The following is a 20,159-nucleotide window of genomic DNA, read 5'->3' as shown; positions in this document are numbered from 1 at the left end:
ATTCTTTATTCCGTCGTGGACCCACCCTCAAGTGGATAAAAACACTGGTATTATTAATACCTTTTATGCTGTTTTCAGATCACCTTCTGGCCCAATCGGCTGCCTCTCAACCGGTTAGCCAGCAAAGCAGTTCTGCGGCATCAGATACCCGCTTGCTTATCCTAGGTGATAGCCTAAGTGCCGGCTATGGACTATTGCAAGCACAAAGTTGGGTTAGTTTGTTACAAAATATCTGGCACGACGAGCAGCGCGGGATTGATGTGATAAATGCTGCGATTAGCGGCGAAACCACCGATGGCGGGCTGGCCAGGCTGCCCCGTTTGCTTGAGCAGCATCAGCCAACCCACGTATTAATAGAGCTGGGTGGCAACGATGGCTTGCAGGGTCACAACGTAAGTAAGTTGCATAACAACCTCACGCAAATGGTGCAACTGGTGAAGGACTACGGGGCCAAAGTTTACCTGCAGGATATGGAAATCCCAACCAACTATGGCCGGCGTTATAATCAGATGTTCAGCAACACCTTTGAGCAGGTAGCGAATGCCGAAGCTATCCCGCTGATCCCGTTTTTTTTGCAGGACATTGCTCTTAATGAAGAGTTGATGCAGCGCGACGGTATTCATCCGAATGCTGACGGTCAGCCGCTTATCGCCGACTTTATGTATCAGCAACTTTCACCTATCATCTTTGCCGAAACGGGCGAATAGTCGCATTTTGGCTAATTGATCCTATAATCTGGTATTAACCTGTGTTGACACTTTAAGGGGGAAATGATGGAAATTGGACAGTCACCCATAGACAGTGCGTACTCGCGACCGACACCAACGCCCGCAGAGCGCAATGACGCGCCGCGTCAGGAACGCCTTGAAAGCAATCAGAGCGATGCTCCGGCGCCAACTACGCAATCAAGCTCTCAACCTACAGCTACCACCGGCTCAGTAGGTCGAAATATCGATACTTACGCCTGAGGCAGCAGATACTTTTTCTCAAACTCCGCCAGCGGTATGGGTTTACTGTAATAGAAACCCTGAACCCGGTGACAACCGAGCTGTTTGAGTAACTGTTCCTGTTCGAGGGTTTCAACGCCTTCGGCCAGCACCCGCAGGTCGAAGTTTGACGCCAGATCGACAATCGATTTTACTATTCCGGCTCCCTCGCCAAGCTCAAGTTTGGAGGTGAATTCGCGGTCGATTTTTAGTTTATCCACGGGCAGTTTGTCCAGATATGCCAGGGAAGAATAGCCGGTACCAAAATCATCAATGGCCACGTGAAAACCTAATTCACGCAGTTTCGACAAAATAGCACTGGCCGACTGAAAATTTTCAATGATCGCACTTTCGACGATTTCCAGCTCTATATTCGCCGGTTTGATCTGCTGGTGCTGAAGCTCTTCGGTCATTCTCAACAATAATTCATTATCGGCCAAATCCAGCGCCGAAATATTGAATGACAGGAATAAGTCCCTGCCTGCCCGTTCCCAGCGTTTAATGATGCCAAAGGACTCTTTTACCAGCCAGCCGGTAACCAAACGGATAGCCCGGGTTTGTTCTGCGACATCAATAAACGCCGCCGGAGTCAGAAAGCCTTTTACCGGATGATTCCAGCGCAACAATGCCTCTGCGCCAACGACCTCACCACTGGCGCTGTCGAGCTGAGGTTGCAAATATAACTCAAGCTCATTATCTGCTATCGCCCGTTTTAGCTCGGCGGCAATGGTTAACCGGGAGCTGGCCTCCACCAGAATATCCTGAGTAAAGAAAGCCAGTGAGGCGCCGCCGGCTTGTTTGGCTTTGTACATGGCTGCATCGGCCCGTACCAGTAAGTCTTCACTATTAAGCGCGTCTTCCGGGAAGCAGGCTATGCCCACGGAGCCGCCAACATTCACCTCCTGCTCCCCCGCCAGATAAAACGGCTGATTCATTTCTGTAATCAGCTTGCGGGCCAGCACTTCCAGTTCTTCACGCTGCTGGTATTCCTCTACCAACAGAACAAATTCATCGCCGCCCATACGCGCCAGAATATCAGACGCCCGTAACCGCGAAAGCAGACGCTCAGTAACCATTTTTAGCAGGTCATCCCCGGCCACATGACCAAGGCTGTCATTCACCACCTTGAAGCGGTCGAGGTCAAGATACAGCAAAGCGCACTTCCGGTTAGAACGTTCACTGCGCGACACCGCATGCTGAAGATGCAACTGAAACTGAACACGGTTGGGTAAGCCGGTTAAAGAATCGTAATGCGCGAGGTGTTCAAGTTTCTCTTCAGACTGTTTTAGATTAGTAATATCAGAGAATACACCCAGGTAATTAATGACTTCACCCTGCTCGTTCTTTACGACCGAAACGCTGAGTAACTCAGGAAACACCGAGCCGTCCTTTCGCCGATTTACTATTTCGCCTCGCCAGAAACCGGTTTTAACCACCGTATTCAACATGTTTTCCATAAATTCGTCCTCCATCACACCTTCCCCCAGGAAGAAAGGAGAGCGACCGAGTACTTCCGACTCTGAGTAGCCGGTGATGTCAGAAAATGCCGGGTTAACCGAGACGATTTGGTATTCAACGTCGGTCACCACAATTCCTTCCAGGCTGTGATTGAAGACCTGCTGACTCAGCTCCCAGCGCTTTTGATATTCCAGTTGTTCGGTGATATCGATGACCAGTGAGTACAGTAAGCGCTGGCCGGCACTGTCAACCGGAGTATTAAAGACCTCCACATCCCGCACTTCTCCCGATGCCAGACGATGTTTTACATTAAAAGTAGTCGAGCGCTGCAACAATGCCTGTTTAACCTTCGACTTAACCGATGTGTTTTCCAGCGCCTGTAAATCAAACACGGTCATATTAGCGAACTGCTGAGCACTGTAACCATAGTATTTGAGGGCAGCATCGTTGGCATCAACAATGTTGCCGTTATCATCGACTATTAGCATGACCACGGCGTGAGCTGAGAAAAATTGCCGGAATTTTTCTTCTGAAGTGGTTAAGGCCTCTATTTTTTCCTCTTCCAGCAATAGGTTATTATATCTCAGTTGAATGATATAAAAGGCAATCGCGTTAATAATGAACGCAAGAACCCAGAACAAAGGGTGAAAATGAAATGTGACCCAGCCTTCAGCAGGTTGCGCAAAAAGGTGCCATTCACCGTAAGGTAACTGGATGGATAACTGCACCGGATTAACCATTGAGGTGCCATCATGGCTGTCGTAAATATCGGCCAGGTTACCAAACTCATTACGACCTTTAATAAGCAGATCAAGCTTGGTATCACCGATAAAGCCAGCGTCACTCAGCACACCGCGATAATCCAGCACTACCGAAATGATCCCCCACACACCGTTATCATTGATGACCGGTAAACGAGCAATAAAACCTATACCTCCCTGAACCAGATTTACCGGTCCATCCAGTACTGGCGAACCGGTATCCACAGCAGTGATTGCCGATTCCCGCTGCTCCTCGTTAACCCGGTAATCGAGTCCAATTGCTTTTTCGTTACCGGCTACCGGGTAAATCAGGTTCACCACAAAGCCACGCGCGCCGGCGATATTAATGATATTGTTGCGCTGCTCTAACAAACGGCTCATGTAGCGGCTAAAACCCGCCTGATCAATTTCAGGGTTCAGTGAGATATACGCCGCAGCACCGCGGATAAGTTCGATATTGGTGTAGAGCTCAAATTCCAGATTGGAACGAAGCATTCCAAGCTTTTGACTAACACGGTTAATCTGCTCTTCCCGTTGCCACTTGCTGGCCAGAAAATCAGCTACCAGGGTAACAGAGACGAGCACGGTAAATACGCCTAAAAATAGCCAGACAGGGCGATGTTTTTGTTGAGGGCTTTTTTGACTACGCAAGACAATCCTATTTGAAAAAAACGAAGTCATTTAACCGTTAACCTGCCATCACTCAGATGAGGCAAATCGGGTTAAAGAAAATACAATAGAGAGTTATTCCTAGGATAGGACAAATTGCTGTAGTTTGCTGATATTTTTTGGAATTCCGGAGAGATTTAGAATTCCTGCAGGCCCGTTAACGATTAAACCCGACCCGATTTAGAGTTTGAAGAGTTTCTTAGGTGTGGTCGGCTTGAGCATGGTTTTTTGCGTGTAGTTTGTGACGACTGCAAGCATGAGAAACTGCTGGCGTTCAGCTGCAAACGCAGGGGATTTTGCCCAAGTTGCGGTGCAAGAAGGATGGCAGAAAGTGCCAAGTTGTTAGTTGAAGATGTTCTTCACGGTTACCCTGTACGCCAATGGGTATTGAGTTTACCCATCCCGCTTCGTCTACTTCTAGCTAGGTATCCCAAACACTTAAGTAAAATCATGCAAATCATTCATCGTGCTATTTCTTGCGATATTGTGCATCGGGCTGGGTATCTTAAGAAGCAAGCAAACACAGGAGCGGTGACTTACATTCAGCGATTTGGTAGTGCACTGAATCTCAATATTCACTTTCACATGCTCTTTTTGGAAGGCGTTATCACTCAGGAGTGTGGACAGTCCAAATTCAAGTGCGTTAAAGCACCAAACCACAATGATATGGAAACCCTCGTGAATGTCATTAGCCATCGCATCGCGACCTACTTGGAGAAGGCCGGGCTCGTTCAACGGGATATGGACAACACATTTCTCGATTTACCCATGGATGACGAAGATAGTTTACTGCCCTTGCAAGCAGCCTCTGTCAATTACCGCATTGCTGTAGGACCAGATACAGGCAAAAAAGTCTTTGCCTTGCAAACCTTACCTGCCAAAGACGAACAACATTACGGTCAATTAGCTCAAATAAACGGTTTTAGCTTACACGCTGGGGTGTTTGCAGACAGCCATCAAACTGACAAACTGGAAAGGCTATGCAGATATATCTCAAGGCCAGCGTTAAGCGAGCAACGATTGAGTCTAACCGATTCAGGAAAAGTAAGATATCAACTGAAAACTCCCTATCAAGACGGTACCACACATGTCTTTTTTACTCCCTTGGATTTCATAGGCAAGCTCGCGGCACTGGTGCCAGTGCCGAGGCTAAACCTTACGAGGTTTTATGGCGTGTTTGCTCCCAATGCTAAGGTGCGTGCCGAGGTAACGGCTTCACAACGCGGTAAGAATAGCCCTCGCTTAGCAGAGCATCTGAAAGATTCAGATAAACCATACCATGCGCGAAGCATGTCGTGGGCACAAAGGTTAAAAAGAGTATTCAATATTGACATCACAGTCTGTGAGGCTTGTGAAAAAACCAACGTCAAAATTATTACTTGTATTACGGATCCGGCTGTTATCCATAAGATTTTGGCGCACCTTGACAAGCAGACTCTTCTTGAAGCAAAAAACGATTCTCTAATGCCGCCACTTCGAGCTCCACCAGCCACAGCCTCATTCAGTGACTACATCATTCAACGCGACTTCGATTTTGGCGCATGAAGCACAAAAAACAGACCATCACTTGAACATGCAACATGTTGAGGTAAGGGCTTTCACATATCTCATTGCGGATTTCAGTACCAAAGACCAGTTATATTGCGTCTATCTTGATGACAACTACTTCACTGATTCCTGAAAAGTACCCATTTGACACACGTGCAACTGGCCTTAAATACAGCTGACACAGTGGGTAGTACATAGCGTTAATATTTCTTATAATCAGCTAGCCCAACAACGCCTTGGTAGCAATCATCGGGAAGTACGATGACACTGTCGACCGCCAGTTGATCAAAAATAGCCGAGATAGCGGCCATACCCGAGGCAAAACTGACACAGTGAGCATTCTCCAAGCCTCCGACGATCGTCTCCAGCGCTTGCCATGTCGGTGTGGCGTCATCACGTGAATAGCCTAACTCGCCACCAAGAATATAATTCGAGGCCGGTACTATGGGCATGTTCAATGGGGCGCTGATATCGGATTGTCGGCCAGCGGCGACCAAATGGGAATCTGGCTTTAATGAAGAATCGTTACTCACGTTTATGTCCGGACAGGTCTTTGTTGTGTAATCTATCCTGTTCACTCTATTTAGGCAAACGAAACCAGAGCCGACGTGGTTAAATTATGAAGGTGTCAGTCTTCTACTTCAGTGACTTTTTGCTATACTGGCTTTTCTCAATCTTGCACTGACACATTTATGGAAGCCTTCTATTACATTCTTGCTCTGATCGTCCTGTTGTTTATAGTCTATCGACTCGTTAAATGGTCCAAGTATAAGTCGCTTGAACCGTTACTGCCTCACAAATACAACTTCGGTAAGCGCCGCGATACGTTTCGCTACGTGCTGGACTGGCTCGAAAAGCACGACGGTCGGGTTCTGGTTGAGACCGGAGTAGCTCGGATGGGACTTTTGCACAGTAAATCAGATGGCGCCTCGACCATAGTCTTTGGTACGTGGGCCAAGCAGCAGGGCGCTGATAAGGCTGTACGCCTCCATTCGGTAGATATTAATCAGCAGAATGTAGACACCTGTCAGGAAACCGTAAGTGTTGAAGGGTTAGATGATTACATTACCCTAAATGTCAGTGATTCAGTGGCCTATTTGCAGGCTTTTGAACCTACGATTGATTTATTGTACCTCGATAGTTACGACTACGATAAACGTGATCCGGAAGTGATCAAGGCGAGTCAGGAGCATCACTTGAATGAGGTTAAAGCCGCGGAAAGTAATTTACATGACAAATCCGTCATATTAATCGATGACTGCAATTTACCGGGTGGTGGTAAAGGCCGGTTGGTAATTGATTACCTGCTTGAGCGAGGTTGGCAGGTTGTTATGAGCAAATATCAAGTGGTATTGACGCGCGCTTAATAACTGTTTCCACGCCGGCCTGAGTTGGATCGGCCTCAGGATAGTCCTTTGTGAAATGTAACCCTCGCGATTCTTTCCTCTCACGCGCACACCGCACCATTAATTCAGCAACCATTACCAGATTTCGCAATTCCAAGAGATTTGAGGTGACACGGAAGTTGGCATAGTACTCCTGAATCTCTGTTTGCAGGAGTTCGATACGGCGTGCTGCGTGCTCGAGGCGCTTAGTGGTGCGAACGATCCCCATGTAGTTCCACATCAGATGGCGTAATTCGTGCCAGTTGTGCGACACAATGACTTCTTCGTCCGAATCAGTCACCCGACTCTCATCCCAGGCAGCAGCGGGATTGGGTTGCTGTACTTCTTGCCATTGTTTGCGAATACTGCTGGCCGCAGCCTGAGCGAAGACCAGACACTCAAGCAATGAATTACTAACGGAAAACCCTTGTTTTATCATTCAATAGGACTCCCGATAGAAGCTAGAAGTGCTGATAATTCAGAAGCTTGTTATAAAAAGCATACCCATGAAGAATTTTCCGTTGGTATTGTCGAGAAAGGCGTTAGCGAATATTTTAACACAAGAAAAAAAGAAGAAATAGGAAATGGCTCAACCGTCATTATTAACCCAAGTGATGTTCATTCTTGTAACCCTAAAAATGGTTATACATGGAATTATAAAATGTTGTTTGTTGACCCACAATGGTTGCATTGATACAAAGTGAGGTGTTAGATAATACTACAAAAGAGTTTATGCCTTTTCATCAACACCATTTAACAAACCAACACACATTCAATCAGTTTAAATTACTATTTAATATTTTAGTGAGTAACTCCAGTCAATTACATAAAGAACAGTCTGCAATATCATTTTTCTCCCACTTAATTAAAGAAGATCAAGGAAAAGAAACGGTAATAAAAAAATCAAAACACTTAAATCAACATCTATAGCCTCTTCGTAAACGTCGTACTGCAAGAACTTTTCGATAAACCAGCGCCGGGCATTTTTATCCAGGAAAGGAACATGGACATGAAGATCAAGCCTTCCTGAACGTAATAATGCTTCATCAAGTTTATCCAGCCGATTGGTAGCCGCGACAATAAAAACCGCGCCTTTATTTGGCTATTTGCATTCTAAGGTTGGAAATCAGCTTTTCTGCCAAGGCAATGAAAAGGCTCAGTTGGTTGGAAGCTAAAGTATGAGGGGCTGCATTGTACGTTTTTCGGACCTTGAGACTATAAATTTCCCACCCTATTGATCAGTAGATTTACATTAAAATCATATACACACTGTGATGCCAATTCAAGATAAAGGCGCCATTGCTAGTAACTCACTCTCATACCTATAAACGACATCGTCCAGAGCAGACGTTACTGTATCAATTGGTCGAACGCCACTACCCAGAATTTCAGAAGCAGCTTTCACAAAAAGGGAAGTCGTTACCACTTCATGTGGTAAAAGAGTTTGAAGAGTTTCTTAGGTGTGGTCGGCTTGAGCATGGTTTTTTGCGTGTAGTTTGTGACGACTGCAAGCATGAGAAACTGCTGGCGTTCAGCTGCAAACGCAGGGGATTTTGCCCAAGTTGCGGTGCAAGAAGGATGGCAGAAAGTGCCAAGTTGTTAGTTGAAGATGTTCTTCACGGTTACCCTGTACGCCAATGGGTATTGAGTTTACCCATCCCGCTTCGTCTACTTCTAGCTAGGTATCCCAAACACTTAAGTAAAATCATGCAAATCATTCATCGTGCTATTTCTTGCGATATTGTGCATCGGGCTGGGTATCTTAAGAAGCAAGCAAACACAGGAGCGGTGACTTACATTCAGCGATTTGGTAGTGCACTGAATCTCAATATTCACTTTCACATGCTCTTTTTGGAAGGCGTTATCACTCAGGAGTGTGGACAGTCCAAATTCAAGTGCGTTAAAGCACCAAACCACAATGATATGGAAACCCTCGTGAATGTCATTAGCCATCGCATCGCGACCTACTTGGAGAAGGCCGGGCTCGTTCAACGGGATATGGACAACACATTTCTCGATTTACCCATGGATGACGAAGATAGTTTACTGCCCTTGCAAGCAGCCTCTGTCAATTACCGCATTGCTGTAGGACCAGATACAGGCAAAAAAGTCTTTGCCTTGCAAACCTTACCTGCCAAAGACGAACAACATTACGGTCAATTAGCTCAAATAAACGGTTTTAGCTTACACGCTGGGGTGTTTGCAGACAGCCATCAAACTGACAAACTGGAAAGGCTATGCAGATATATCTCAAGGCCAGCGTTAAGCGAGCAACGATTGAGTCTAACCGATTCAGGAAAAGTAAGATATCAACTGAAAACTCCCTATCAAGACGGTACCACACATGTCTTTTTTACTCCCTTGGATTTCATAGGCAAGCTCGCGGCACTGGTGCCAGTGCCGAGGCTAAACCTTACGAGGTTTTATGGCGTGTTTGCTCCCAATGCTAAGGTGCGTGCCGAGGTAACGGCTTCACAACGCGGTAAGAATAGCCCTCGCTTAGCAGAGCATCTGAAAGATTCAGATAAACCATACCATGCGCGAAGCATGTCGTGGGCACAAAGGTTAAAAAGAGTATTCAATATTGACATCACAGTCTGTGAGGCTTGTGAAAAAACCAACGTCAAAATTATTACTTGTATTACGGATCCGGCTGTTATCCATAAGATTTTGGCGCACCTTGACAAGCAGACTCTTCTTGAAGCAAAAAACGATTCTCTAATGCCGCCACTTCGAGCTCCACCAGCCACAGCCTCATTCAGTGACTACATCATTCAACGCGACTTCGATTTTGGCGCATGAAGCACAAAAAACAGACCATCACTTGAACATGCAACATGTTGAGGTAAGGGCTTTCACATATCTCATTGCGGATTTCAGTACCAAAGACCAGTTATATTGCGTCTATCTTGATGACAACTACTTCACTGATTCCTGAAAAGTACCCATTTGACACACGTGCAACTGGCCTTAAATACAGCTGACACAGTGGGTAGTACATAGCGTTAATATTTCTTATACTCTGGGTAGTACATAGCGTTAATATTTCTTATACTCAGTGGGTAGTACATAGCGTTAATATTTCTTATACTCTTATTGCTCCAACCTTATCCTGACTTTCTTTATCTTTATAATTGTCGCCGTGGGTACTATTTTTGTCGCTGTGGGCACTATTATTGTCGCTGTGGGCACTTTCTTGGTTTAGCTTAATATTAAGAGTATGAATGTCTAGCACGCCTTCGCCCTGCGCTATCCAACGACGTTTAAGTTGATAAAGGGCGTGAAACACAATGAAATGGGTTTTAAAGAGCATTAAAGGCTCTCGTAACGAAGCGTCATCAAAAAATTGATATGGCGCTTTTTTCAGAATTTCAATGAGCTCATACTCGCTTACACCACGTTGAAAAAGCGGCTTTTGTGTCGATAACGTATCAACAAGTAGTTCGGCTTGAAGCACGTAAACTTCGCTGGCATCAGGCTGATTTTGCAAAACCAATTACCTTGCTTTAAATAGGGTTCATCCAGGGCTCGCTGGTCATTGATGTACGTTAAAGACCAGCAGGCCCTAGTGTACAAACATGTTAAATATTGGCCTAGTACCGACTTTATTGCTAGGAAGTAATCCAAAACGCAACGTTCACGGTTAAAGTAGCTTAGTAAAAATAAAATAATAACTTTGGAGCCCACTTGAAAGCACTCATTGCCCTCTCCAGCATTGTCGGGTTTCTTATGTTGTTCTACCCGGCCCCCTTTATCAGTATGCCGGTGAGCATGATGAGCAAAGCCAGCGCAGTTCCTCCAATCCATAACATTACTACCGATGTCACTAATCCGCCGGAATTCGTTGCAATTACACCGCTATGCGAAGGTGCGCCTAACTCCATCGCTTATGAAGGCGGTGAAGTCACTAAGCTAACGGGCCTTTTTGTAATTGGACCTAACTTTAGTGGGCCAACTTTAAGACAACGACTCCTGCAACAATAAGTGCTACGCCGAAATATCGTGCCAATGACGAGGGGTCGCCATAAAACATAACACCCACTAAAAATGTTCCCGCGGCGCCTATTCCTGTCCACACAGCGTACGCCGTTCCAATTGGAATTTGTTTTTGCGCCATCCATAAACAAAAACCACTGGCAGCCATAAACCCAACCGCAAGTAAAATACCCATTACGCGGGTTTCCGCCTCTTGTGACATTTTTAGCCCAACAGGCCAACCAATTTCCAGAAGGCCCGCCACAATCAAATAAATCCAGCTCACCAGTCTATCCCTCTCTTCGCGCTCATCGTCAACTATCACAGATGCGTAGCGTACCGTCTTAAATCATAAAGCGTACTCGACGCGTCGTAATATTTTGCTATTTAGCGCTTTTGCCTTACAAACTCGCCAACTGAATACTTACCATACCTAATACCGCAGCATTAAGACGGTTAAACCAACGCCAGAAATTAGGGCGCTGCATATGGTGCGCAAAACGTGCGGTTAAGGTACTCAAACCTACGAACCAAACTACAGATGCACCAATAGCTCCACCCACAAACCACCATTTATTTTCTTGCCACTGACTAGCTAAGTTTCCCATCAATAATAAAGTGTCTAAGTAAAAGTGGGGATTTAACCAAGTTACTGCCAAGGCTATGAGCAGTGCTTTTTTGAACGACAGTTGCTTTTTCGCCATTTCTAAAACTCGGACCTTGAGACTATAAATTTCCCACCCTATTGATCAGTAGATTTACATTAAAATCATATACACACTGTGATGCCAATTCAAGATAAAGGCGCCATTGCTAGTAACTCACTCTCATACCTATAAACGACATCGTCCAGAGCAGACGTTACTGTATCAATTGGTCGAACGCCACTACCCAGAATTTCAGAAGCAGCTTTCACAAAAAGGGAAGTCGTTACCACTTCATGTGGTAAAAGAGTTTGAAGAGTTTCTTAGGTGTGGTCGGCTTGAGCATGGTTTTTTGCGTGTAGTTTGTGACGACTGCAAGCATGAGAAACTGCTGGCGTTCAGCTGCAAACGCAGGGGATTTTGCCCAAGTTGCGGTGCAAGAAGGATGGCAGAAAGTGCCAAGTTGTTAGTTGAAGATGTTCTTCACGGTTACCCTGTACGCCAATGGGTATTGTGTTTACCCATCCCGCTTCGTCTACTTCTAGCTAGGTATCCCAAACACTTAAGTAAAATCATGCAAATCATTCATCGTGCTATTTCTTGCGATATTGTGCATCGGGCTGGGTATCTTAAGAAGCAAGCAAACACAGGAGCGGTGACTTACATTCAGCGATTTGGTAGTGCACTGAATCTCAATATTCACTTTCACATGCTCTTTTTGGAAGGCGTTATCACTCAGGAGTGTGGACAGTCCAAATTCAAGTGCGTTAAAGCACCAAACCACAATGATATGGAAACCCTCGTGAATGTCATTAGCCATCGCATCGCGACCTACTTGGAGAAGGCCGGGCTCGTTCAACGGGATATGGACAACACATTTCTCGATTTACCCATGGATGACGAAGATAGTTTACTGCCCTTGCAAGCAGCCTCTGTCAATTACCGCATTGCTGTAGGACCAGATACAGGCAAAAAAGTCTTTGCCTTGCAAACCTTACCTGCCAAAGACGAACAACATTACGGTCAATTAGCTCAAATAAACGGTTTTAGCTTACACGCTGGGGTGTTTGCAGACAGCCATCAAACTGACAAACTGGAAAGGCTATGCAGATATATCTCAAGGCCAGCGTTAAGCGAGCAACGATTGAGTCTAACCGATTCAGGAAAAGTAAGATATCAACTGAAAACTCCCTATCAAGACGGTACCACACATGTCTTTTTTACTCCCTTGGATTTCATAGGCAAGCTCGCGGCACTGGTGCCAGTGCCGAGGCTAAACCTTACGAGGTTTTATGGCGTGTTTGCTCCCAATGCTAAGGTGCGTGCCGAGGTAACGGCTTCACAACGCGGTAAGAATAGCCCTCGCTTAGCAGAGCATCTGAAAGATTCAGATAAACCATACCATGCGCGAAGCATGTCGTGGGCACAAAGGTTAAAAAGAGTATTCAATATTGACATCACAGTCTGTGAGGCTTGTGAAAAAACCAACGTCAAAATTATTACTTGTATTACGGATCCGGCTGTTATCCATAAGATTTTGGCGCACCTTGACAAGCAGACTCTTCTTGAAGCAAAAAACGATTCTCTAATGCCGCCACTTCGAGCTCCACCAGCCACAGCCTCATTCAGTGACTACATCATTCAACGCGACTTCGATTTTGGCGCATGAAGCACAAAAAACAGACCATCACTTGAACATGCAACATGTTGAGGTAAGGGCTTTCACATATCTCATTGCGGATTTCAGTACCAAAGACCAGTTATATTGCGTCTATCTTGATGACAACTACTTCACTGATTCCTGAAAAGTACCCATTTGACACACGTGCAACTGGCCTTAAATACAGCTGACACAGTGGGTAGTACATAGCGTTAATATTTCTTATACTCTTATCCGAACTGTGTCAGGCTTGTAATGTGCACGCGGAGTATGTCATGGAGCTTGTCGCCGAAGGTGCGCTGGACCCTAGCGGCAGTCGAACCATAGATTGGCGTTTTTCTGGAACCTGCCTGCGTCGCACCCGCATAGCTGTTACGCTGCAAAGAGATCTTCGTGTAAACGTCGCAGGTATCGCACTGGCTTTAGATCTATTGGATCAGCTTGAGCAGTTTCGTCGCTGAATAGCGGTGCGGACGAAAAATGAGATGATTAGCGTGGCAAGCCCTCGTGTAGATTGACAAGCAACATTGCAGAATGTGGCTCCGACGTACCTCTAAAAAAAAGCTAAAACAAAAAAGCGAATAATGAAAAATCATGAACATAAGTATGCTTCACTGCGAGATTATTTAAAGTCATTTAAAACAGGCACGCCAATACCCTTGCGTTGTTTGGCTAAATATGGTGGTGGAAAAAATGATTTACATCGAGAAATTAAAACATTAATTGATGATGGCGTTCTGGTTAGGTTGATGCGAGGGTTTTATGCTCGGCCTCGTTTAATACCTTCAATACCGGGCGCTGAAGTATTGCCAAGCCCTTTTGAGCTCGCTCAAACATGGGCTCGAGAGAATGAGTATTTACTCGTGCCTCAAGGAGAGACAGAAGCACACCGCCTCGGGTTTCAAAGACAACAGCCTGTCCAAGAGCTTCTGTGGACGAATGGCCCAACTAAAACTATCTCAGTTAAGAAGGCTTGCGTTCATGTAAGAAAGGTCGCCTCCTACAAGCTTTTTTGGCCTAATGAACCCAGTGGAAAAATACTCAGAGCATTGACCACACTCAACCCGCGCTGGGTGACATACGACGATCTATTCCAAGCTTTCAAGCTATCTCACAATAGCGTTGCTCAAGTCAAACTAAGTCTAAAACGGTTAGCGTCCCTCAAGGAACTAAAAGGCTGGCGACCTCAAATACAACAGATCGCAAGTCAACTTGACTGTCAGCTTCATCATATTGAGGGCGCATAGAGACAGCAAAATTGGGAGCGAGAGGACTAATCCTTGCAAAGTGAGTTGTACTAACTCCGTACTTGAACTGTAGTAGCTCAGACTTGATCTGACAGTTACCCATTTCGTAAAGGCATCTGTCAGCTTAGCTCTGAGCTAGTATAAATGAATTCATTTGCCGGCTCCGACAGAAGCCTGCAACTGTACTAAGCGCCCCTGAAGTACGGCTTTCTCCTCAGCAATCTCTTTATTTTCAGCTTCAAGGCGATCCGCATATTCGCGAATCTCGTGAAGGTCTGTCTCAAAACCTTCTAAAGATACGCTTTTGCGTGCTAGCTGTTCTTTGAGAGCCTGCACTTCAGTTGTTAATTGACTGATATTTCGTTCGGATTCGACAATCTCTTTGTTTTTAATGTTACAGTCCGATTCGAGTTTTTTTATCGTTGAGCTGAAGGACTCCAGCCTATGTCTGAGCTCCTGGTTTTCATAAGCGACCTTCTCGGCTTGCCCCTGAGCAGTCTCATACCGGGCGCTATAGCCTGCCTTTTCAGCCTGAGAATGTGTCAACTGCTTAGTCAGGCTTTCTGCTTGAGATTGCAGCTGCCTTAGCTGAGACTGAAATTGGTCTCTTTCAAGCTGGCGGTCTTCTGCCGTTCTCTGCTGATAATGCTCAAAATGATCGCGCGCCACTCTGTTTTCATCCTTTAACTCAGAAACTGTTTCCTTCAGCTCCTGCACGCGGGCTTGCGAAGTATCACGTTCGGACTCGGTTACCGCGAAGCGGGATCTCAAGCCGTTAAGCTCGCCACTTAATTTACTAGAATTAGTTTCTAGTTCAGCGACTTGTTGCTTTAAGGACCGTTCTCGACCCAAGGCTTCAGACAGCTTTTTTTGGGTGTCAGCGAGTGTATGCTCAAGCGGTTGGATTCGAGACTGATAATCCTGCTTCGCCTGCTCAAGCGCTTCGTCTGATGCTTTCTGGATACGGTCGCGCAAGGATTTTACGGCACTAATAAGATCCGAAGGCAAGCCTGTATCAGACTCCTCTATGTTTAACTCAGAATTGTTTCGCCATTGCTTTAGTAAAGGCGCAATGGTGCTTTTACTACCCGTTCCGAGCAAATCATTCATCGTGCTATTTCTTGCGATATTGTGCATCGGGCTGGGTATCTTAAGAAGCAAGCAAACACAGGAGCGGTGACTTACATTCAGCGATTTGGTAGTGCACTGAATCTCAATATTCACTTTCACATGCTCTTTTTGGAAGGCGTTATCACTCAGGAGTGTGGACAGTCCAAATTCAAGTGCGTTAAAGCACCAAACCACAATGATATGGAAACCCTCGTGAATGTCATTAGCCATCGCATCGCGACCTACTTGGAGAAGGCCGGGCTCGTTCAACGGGATATGGACAACACATTTCTCGATTTACCCATGGATGACGAAGATAGTTTACTGCCCTTGCAAGCAGCCTCTGTCAATTACCGCATTGCTGTAGGACCAGATACAGGCAAAAAAGTCTTTGCCTTGCAAACCTTACCTGCCAAAGACGAACAACATTACGGTCAATTAGCTCAAATAAACGGTTTTAGCTTACACGCTGGGGTGTTTGCAGACAGCCATCAAACTGACAAACTGGAAAGGCTATGCAGATATATCTCAAGGCCAGCGTTAAGCGAGCAACGATTGAGTCTAACCGATTCAGGAAAAGTAAGATATCAACTGAAAACTCCCTATCAAGACGGTACCACACATGTCTTTTTTACTCCCTTGGATTTCATAGGCAAGCTCGCGGCACTGGTGCCAGTGCCGAGGCTAAACCTTACGAGGTTTTATGGCGTGTTTGCTCCCAATGCTAAGGTGCGTGCCGAGGTAACGGCTTCACAACGCGGTAAGAATAGCCCTCGCTTAGCAGAGCATCTGAAAGATTCAGATAAACCATACCATGCGCGAAGCATGTCGTGGGCACAAAGGTTAAAAAGAGTATTCAATATTGACATCACAGTCTGTGAGGCTTGTGAAAAAACCAACGTCAAAATTATTACTTGTATTACGGATCCGGCTGTTATCCATAAGATTTTGGCGCACCTTGACAAGCAGACTCTTCTTGAAGCAAAAAACGATTCTCTAATGCCGCCACTTCGAGCTCCACCAGCCACAGCCTCATTCAGTGACTACATCATTCAACGCGACTTCGATTTTGGCGCATGAAGCACAAAAAACAGACCATCACTTGAACATGCAACATGTTGAGGTAAGGGCTTTCACATATCTCATTGCGGATTTCAGTACCAAAGACCAGTTATATTGCGTCTATCTTGATGACAACTACTTCACTGATTCCTGAAAAGTACCCATTTGACACACGTGCAACTGGCCTTAAATACAGCTGACACAGTGGGTAGTACATAGCGTTAATATTTCTTATACTCAGCACAAATTCATATGTTAGAAGGCCGCACAGAAGAACAAAAAGCGGCTGTTATTGAAAAAGTAACCGATGCTTTATGTGAAGCGGTTGATGCGCCACGCGAAGCCGTTCGCGTTATGATTATGGAAATGTCTAATACCCACTACGGTATTGGTGGAAAAACCATAAAATCGTTAGGGAGTTAAATACAAATTAAAACCATAGGTAACGTGTCGAGTTATCTATGGTTTTTACCGTTTTTGTCCAATAAAAGGGTTGTCATTAACCCTTCTTCATGTCGCCTCTTATGGCTAAGTTGCTTGAAAATAGCAATAATTATTCCTCTAAAAATAACATGCTTATGCAAAATAGGCGGTTGTTTTCAGCTTTAAAATTAAATAAAAATTTTCCCGGTTTCAAGGAATCATTCCGTGTTATTTGAATTTGTCACGTCTTAAATTTCTAAACCTTTGAATATGCGTTGGACGTGGCATACATTAAATATTCGCCACTAAAAATTTACCAAATGGTAAAAAGTAAATGGTGTTTTTACCAAAGAGAGAGGTGTTTTATTAACGAGGGTGATTAACGCTAACAACTCAAATTTGGCATGCTATATGCTGTTGTTAATATTAATAATCGATGGATAACCTAGAGTTGAACACTAGGGAAACTGCGAATAAGTCCTGCAATTTAGTTCTTGAACCAGCCTTTGCACTTACCGTCTAATTTTTGAACGCTAAAATTTCAATTTCGGCAAATATACTGCCGTTTTAGGCCTGATTTCGGCCTTATTCCGGGTTATTCCCGGATTTCAGATAGATCTTGGCTGTCGCCTTAACATCTGGTCTACTTTAAACAGGTTCGCTAAGGTGAATAACATGGCTAACTGTGAGTCATTTTTCATCAGCCCTTTATAACGTGCTTTGATAAAGCCAAACTGACATTTGATGATCCGAAACGGATGCTCCACTTTTGCTCTGATGCTGGCTTTTAAGTATTCGATGTTAATGGCCGTTTTGTTTTTGCGAGGATGCTTTTTCAGTGCCCGGACTTTTCCGGGGCGTTCAGCAATCAGCCATTCCACATTCGTATCTTGCAACTCTTCCCGCATCGAAGCGCCCTGATAACCGGCATCGCCGGAAACGAATTCTTCTTCGCCATGCAACAGGTTCTTCAACTGGTTCAGGTCATGCTCGTTTGCGGCGGTGGTCACCAGCGTATGGGTGAGGCCACTCTTGGCATCCACACCAATATGGGCTTTCATACCGAAGTGCCATTCATTGCCTTTCTTGGTCTGATGCATATCAGGGTCTCGTTCATTCTTTTTGTTTTTAGTGGAGCTGGGTGCTTCAATAATCGTCGCATCCACCAGTGTACCCTGCGTCATCATCACACCGCAGTCAGACAGCCATTGGTTGACCGTTTTGAATAATTTGCGAGTCAGCTTGTGCTTTTCCAGCAAGTGCCGAAAGTTCATAATGGTAGTGCGGTCTGGAATGGCTTTATCCAATGACAGTTGCACAAACTGACGCATCGAGGCAATTTCATATAACGCATCTTCCATGGCTTCATCACCGAGGCTATACCATTGCTGCATACAATGAATGCGAAACATGGTCTCAAGCGCGTACGGACGTCTACCATTGCCAGCTTTAGGATAAAAGGGTTCAATCACTTCCAGCAGTTGAGGCCACGGCAGCAGTTTATCCATTCTGGATAAGAATATCTCTTTACGAGTCTGGCGGCGCTTGCTGGAAAACTCACTATCGGCAAAAGTTAACTGTTGGCTCATGGGCGGTAATGGCTGTGATTTACTATGCAGCTATGATCTCACATCGGGGACTTATTCGCATCTTCCCTAGGTACACTATAAAGCCATTATATTTATATACGATTGGCATGATATCAAGAGGAGGAACTCATGTATCAAATACCCCGAGAAGAGTGGTATGACCTGACACGTAGCACCAATTGGACATATAGTTATGTTTCTGAAGAGGAGATGTTTCCTGAAGAAATGAGCGGAAGCCGAGGCATTCCTATCGAAGCCTGGGAAACTTATGACGAGCCCTATAAGGTGACATATCCCGAATACGTCAGCATTCAGCGGGAAAAAGACTCCGGTGCCTATTCTGTCAAAGCCGCTTTAGAGCGTGATGCCTATGTTGACAGGGCCGATCCGGGTTGGATTTCAACGATGATCGCGCATTATGGTGCAATTGCTGTAAATGAATATGCAGCCAGTTTGGCTGAGGCAAGAATGGCCCGTTTTTCAAAAGCACCGGGTAATCGTAATATGGCGACATTTGGTACATTGGATGAAAATCGCCATGGCCAAATTCAATTATTTTTCCCTCACGCTAATATTAAACGCAGCAGGCAATGGGATTGGGCGCATAAGGCGATGCATACAAATGATTGGGCTGCCATAGCGGCTCGTTCGTTTTTCGATGACATCATGTTAAGCCGCGACGCCATTGCAGTTTCCATTATGTTGACGTTCGGCTTTGAAACAGGGTTTACCAATATGCAATTCTTAGGTCTCGCTGCCGATGCATCTGAAGCGGGAGACCATACATTCGCAAGCTTAATTTCAAGTGTCCAAACTGATGAAGCACGTCATGCGCAACAAGGTGGCCCATCATTAAAAATCTTAATAGAAAATGGACAAAAAGAAGAAGCTCAAAAATTGGTTGATGTTTCTATATGGCGAGCTTGGAAACTGTTCTCAGTGTTAACGGCCCGATTATGGATTATTACACGCCGTTAGAACATAGAAGTCAGTCATTCAAAGAGTTTATGGTTGAGTGGATTATTGTTCAATTTGAACGTCAATTAGCTGACTTAGGCTTAGATGCGCCCTGGTTTTGGGAAGATTTAACGAAGGACTTGGATGTTACTCATCATGGAATGCACTTGGGGGTATGGTATTGGCGCCCGACAGTTTGGTGGAATCCTGCAGCAGGCGCCTCTCCTGAGGATCGAGAGTGGTTAGAAGAAAAATACCCAGGATGGAATAAAACCTGGGGTAAGTGCTGGGACGTGATTACTGAGAATCTAAATAATGGTAGAGAGGACTTAACCTTACCCGAAACGTTGCCATATGTTTGTAACATGTGTCAGCTACCTATTGTGGGGACGCCTGGAGAGGGATGGAATGTACGGGATTATCCCCTAGAGCATGAAGGGCGTTTATATCATTTTGGCTCCGAGGCAGATCGTTGGTGTTTTGAACAAGATCCAGAGCGGTATAAGGAGCATCAAAATTTAATTGATCGTTTTCTGTCTGGACAAGTTCAACCGGCGGATCTTCCAGGCACACTGGCTTATATGAATTTAGGGCCTGGTGAAATGGGCAAAGATGCACATGATTATGCATGGGCAGCAGCATTTAAAAAACAAGTGAGTGCAGCTTAATACAAACTGATTTGTCC

The 20,159-nt window shown here is 45.2% G+C and carries 20 protein-coding genes and 3 pseudogenes; 14 read left to right on the top strand and 9 right to left on the bottom strand.

Translation table 11 applies throughout. The features are described 5' to 3' along the window. Positions 1-65 precede the first annotated feature (65 nt). The gene (locus AC566Q_RS07865) at positions 66-707 is read left to right on the top strand and encodes an arylesterase (RefSeq protein ID WP_499615494.1); all 642 of its coding nucleotides are present in this window, start codon (positions 66-68) and stop codon (positions 705-707) included. 63 nt (positions 708-770) lie between these two features. Then, positions 771-968: a hypothetical protein gene (locus AC566Q_RS07860; protein ID WP_499615491.1), complete on the top strand. Its 198-nt coding sequence runs from the start codon at positions 771-773 to the stop codon at positions 966-968. Here AC566Q_RS07860 and AC566Q_RS07855 read toward each other — a convergent pair. Beyond that, the gene (locus AC566Q_RS07855) at positions 959-3,856 is read right to left on the bottom strand and encodes an EAL domain-containing protein (protein ID WP_499615489.1); all 2,898 of its coding nucleotides are present in this window, start codon (positions 3,854-3,856) and stop codon (positions 959-961) included. The two genes, AC566Q_RS07860 and AC566Q_RS07855, sit on opposite strands and share 10 nt — an antisense overlap. 246 nt (positions 3,857-4,102) lie before the next feature. Between AC566Q_RS07855 and AC566Q_RS07850 the strand changes: the two genes are divergently transcribed. After that, a complete protein-coding gene (locus tag AC566Q_RS07850; RefSeq protein ID WP_499615486.1) occupies positions 4,103-5,419 on the top strand; it encodes a transposase in 1,317 nt (438 codons plus the stop codon). Between the two features lie 203 nt (positions 5,420-5,622). On the opposite strand, the gene AC566Q_RS07845 is transcribed toward AC566Q_RS07850, so the two are convergent. Next, positions 5,623-5,955, bottom strand: a complete 333-nt coding sequence (locus AC566Q_RS07845; RefSeq protein WP_499615483.1) for a PLP-dependent transferase — start codon at positions 5,953-5,955, stop codon at positions 5,623-5,625. A gap of 159 nt (positions 5,956-6,114) precedes the next feature. Here AC566Q_RS07845 and AC566Q_RS07840 point away from each other — a divergent pair, with 159 nt between their 5' ends. Further along, positions 6,115-6,789, top strand: coding sequence for a class I SAM-dependent methyltransferase (locus AC566Q_RS07840; protein WP_499615481.1), 675 nt, complete (start codon positions 6,115-6,117; stop codon positions 6,787-6,789). Here AC566Q_RS07840 and AC566Q_RS07835 read toward each other — a convergent pair. Then, positions 6,752-7,222 (bottom strand): annotated as a pseudogene (locus AC566Q_RS07835) (hypothetical protein); the annotation flags it as partial. The gene AC566Q_RS07840 and the pseudogene AC566Q_RS07835 overlap by 38 nt on opposite strands. A gap of 12 nt (positions 7,223-7,234) precedes the next feature. Between AC566Q_RS07835 and AC566Q_RS07830 the strand changes: the two are divergent. Then, positions 7,235-7,501 (top strand): AraC family ligand binding domain-containing protein, encoded by a 267-nt coding sequence (locus AC566Q_RS07830; RefSeq protein ID WP_499615478.1) that lies wholly within the window; start codon positions 7,235-7,237, stop codon positions 7,499-7,501. Between the two features lie 171 nt (positions 7,502-7,672). Here AC566Q_RS07830 and AC566Q_RS07825 read toward each other — a convergent pair whose 3' ends face one another. Continuing rightward, the gene (locus AC566Q_RS07825; RefSeq protein ID WP_499617409.1) at positions 7,673-7,888 is read right to left on the bottom strand and encodes an AAA family ATPase; all 216 of its coding nucleotides are present in this window, start codon (positions 7,886-7,888) and stop codon (positions 7,673-7,675) included. Positions 7,889-8,094: 206 nt separating this feature from the next. Between AC566Q_RS07825 and AC566Q_RS07820 the strand changes: the two genes are divergently transcribed. Beyond that, entirely contained in the window at positions 8,095-9,609 is a 1,515-nt protein-coding gene (locus AC566Q_RS07820; protein WP_069945706.1) for a transposase, read from the top strand. Positions 9,610-9,892: 283 nt separating this feature from the next. Here the strand turns inward: AC566Q_RS07820 and AC566Q_RS07815 are convergent, their stop codons facing one another. Continuing rightward, complete coding sequence (locus tag AC566Q_RS07815) at positions 9,893-10,297, bottom strand: DNA-J related domain-containing protein (protein ID WP_499615476.1); 405 nt, start codon at positions 10,295-10,297, stop codon at positions 9,893-9,895. Between the two features lie 197 nt (positions 10,298-10,494). On the opposite strand from AC566Q_RS07815, the pseudogene AC566Q_RS07810 reads away from it, so the two are divergent. After that, a pseudogene (locus tag AC566Q_RS07810) lies at positions 10,495-10,719 on the top strand (DUF1499 domain-containing protein); the annotation flags it as partial. 31 nt (positions 10,720-10,750) lie between these two features. On the opposite strand, the gene AC566Q_RS07805 reads toward AC566Q_RS07810, so the two are convergent. After that, the gene (locus tag AC566Q_RS07805; protein WP_014947823.1) at positions 10,751-11,068 is read right to left on the bottom strand and encodes a DMT family transporter; all 318 of its coding nucleotides are present in this window, start codon (positions 11,066-11,068) and stop codon (positions 10,751-10,753) included. A 115-nt stretch (positions 11,069-11,183) separates the two neighbouring features. Next, positions 11,184-11,495 (bottom strand): annotated as a pseudogene (locus AC566Q_RS07800) (LysE/ArgO family amino acid transporter); the annotation flags it as partial. Positions 11,496-11,580: 85 nt separating this feature from the next. On the opposite strand from AC566Q_RS07800, the gene AC566Q_RS07795 reads away from it, so the two are divergent. The 3 genes from AC566Q_RS07795 (at position 11,581) to AC566Q_RS07785 (ending at position 14,333) form a co-directional block, all read left to right on the top strand. Then, positions 11,581-13,095, top strand: a complete 1,515-nt coding sequence (locus AC566Q_RS07795; protein WP_492225539.1) for a transposase — start codon at positions 11,581-11,583, stop codon at positions 13,093-13,095. A gap of 197 nt (positions 13,096-13,292) precedes the next feature. Beyond that, positions 13,293-13,547, top strand: coding sequence for a chaperone modulator CbpM (locus tag AC566Q_RS07790; RefSeq protein WP_499617405.1), 255 nt, complete (start codon positions 13,293-13,295; stop codon positions 13,545-13,547). A 123-nt stretch (positions 13,548-13,670) separates the two neighbouring features. Continuing rightward, the gene (locus tag AC566Q_RS07785) at positions 13,671-14,333 is read left to right on the top strand and encodes a DUF6088 family protein (RefSeq protein ID WP_499615472.1); all 663 of its coding nucleotides are present in this window, start codon (positions 13,671-13,673) and stop codon (positions 14,331-14,333) included. Between the two features lie 150 nt (positions 14,334-14,483). Here AC566Q_RS07785 and AC566Q_RS07780 read toward each other — a convergent pair whose 3' ends face one another. Beyond that, positions 14,484-15,443 carry a DNA-binding protein gene (locus AC566Q_RS07780; protein WP_499615469.1) on the bottom strand — a complete coding sequence of 320 codons (960 nt, stop codon included), beginning with the start codon at positions 15,441-15,443 and terminating at the stop codon, positions 14,484-14,486. Positions 15,444-15,509: 66 nt separating this feature from the next. Between AC566Q_RS07780 and AC566Q_RS07775 the strand changes: the two genes are divergently transcribed. After that, entirely contained in the window at positions 15,510-16,523 is a 1,014-nt protein-coding gene (locus tag AC566Q_RS07775; protein ID WP_036149411.1) for an IS91 family transposase, read from the top strand. A 234-nt stretch (positions 16,524-16,757) separates the two neighbouring features. Further along, positions 16,758-16,928: a 2-hydroxymuconate tautomerase gene (thmT, locus tag AC566Q_RS07770; protein ID WP_499615466.1), complete on the top strand. Its 171-nt coding sequence runs from the start codon at positions 16,758-16,760 to the stop codon at positions 16,926-16,928. A gap of 608 nt (positions 16,929-17,536) precedes the next feature. Here the strand turns inward: thmT and AC566Q_RS07765 are convergent. Beyond that, positions 17,537-18,517: an IS5 family transposase gene (locus AC566Q_RS07765; protein WP_230237739.1), complete on the bottom strand. Its 981-nt coding sequence runs from the start codon at positions 18,515-18,517 to the stop codon at positions 17,537-17,539. A gap of 129 nt (positions 18,518-18,646) precedes the next feature. Between AC566Q_RS07765 and AC566Q_RS07760 the strand changes: the two genes are divergently transcribed. Together AC566Q_RS07760 and AC566Q_RS07755 are read left to right on the top strand one after the other, a co-directional pair. Beyond that, on the top strand, positions 18,647-19,495 hold the full coding sequence (locus AC566Q_RS07760) for a ferritin family protein (protein ID WP_499615463.1): 849 nt from the start codon (positions 18,647-18,649) through the stop codon (positions 19,493-19,495). Continuing rightward, positions 19,474-20,142, top strand: a complete 669-nt coding sequence (locus AC566Q_RS07755; RefSeq protein ID WP_499615460.1) for a YHS domain-containing protein — start codon at positions 19,474-19,476, stop codon at positions 20,140-20,142. The genes AC566Q_RS07760 and AC566Q_RS07755 overlap by 22 nt, the downstream gene beginning before the upstream one ends. The last annotated feature ends 17 nt before the right edge of the window (positions 20,143-20,159 follow it).

This window comes from Alteromonas sp. H02, from assembly GCF_059682525.1.
Note: the sequence above shows the minus strand (reverse complement) of the source record. Positions and strands in the feature narration are given on the sequence as shown.